At 46.6% G+C, this 388-nt stretch carries 1 protein-coding gene; it reads left to right on the top strand.

Annotated features, from left to right (window positions below):
• Positions 1 to 388: 3-hydroxyacyl-CoA dehydrogenase NAD-binding domain-containing protein (locus AB4585_RS26750; protein WP_372171771.1), on the top strand; the 388-nt coding region annotated here is incomplete at both ends.

The following is a 388-nucleotide window of genomic DNA, read 5'->3' as shown; positions in this document are numbered from 1 at the left end:
ATTTGAAGACCTAGCGCTAAAACAAAGCATGGTGAAAGAGATTGAGAATGAGTGTTCAGACAGCACTATCTTTGCGTCTAACACCTCATCTTTGCCTATTCATCAGATAGCTGAAGGTGCTCAAAGGCCAGAAAACATCGTAGGCCTGCATTACTTTAGCCCAGCAGAGAAGATGCCGTTGGTTGAAGTGATACCCCATGCAACGACCTCAGATGAAACTGTGGCCACTGTGGTAGCGCTCGCTCGTAAGCAAGGAAAGACTCCGATTGTGGTCAAAGATACCGCCGGATTCTATGTGAACCGTATTCTTGCGCCTTACATGAACGAGGCGGCGCAAGTACTAATGGCAGAGCAAGAAATAGAGCATATTGATAATGCCTTGCTCAAC

Source organism: Vibrio sp. 10N.222.49.C9, assembly GCF_041474985.1.
GTDB lineage: Bacteria > Pseudomonadota > Gammaproteobacteria > Enterobacterales > Vibrionaceae > Vibrio > Vibrio crassostreae_C.
This window is presented reverse-complemented; position numbering and strand designations above follow the sequence as displayed.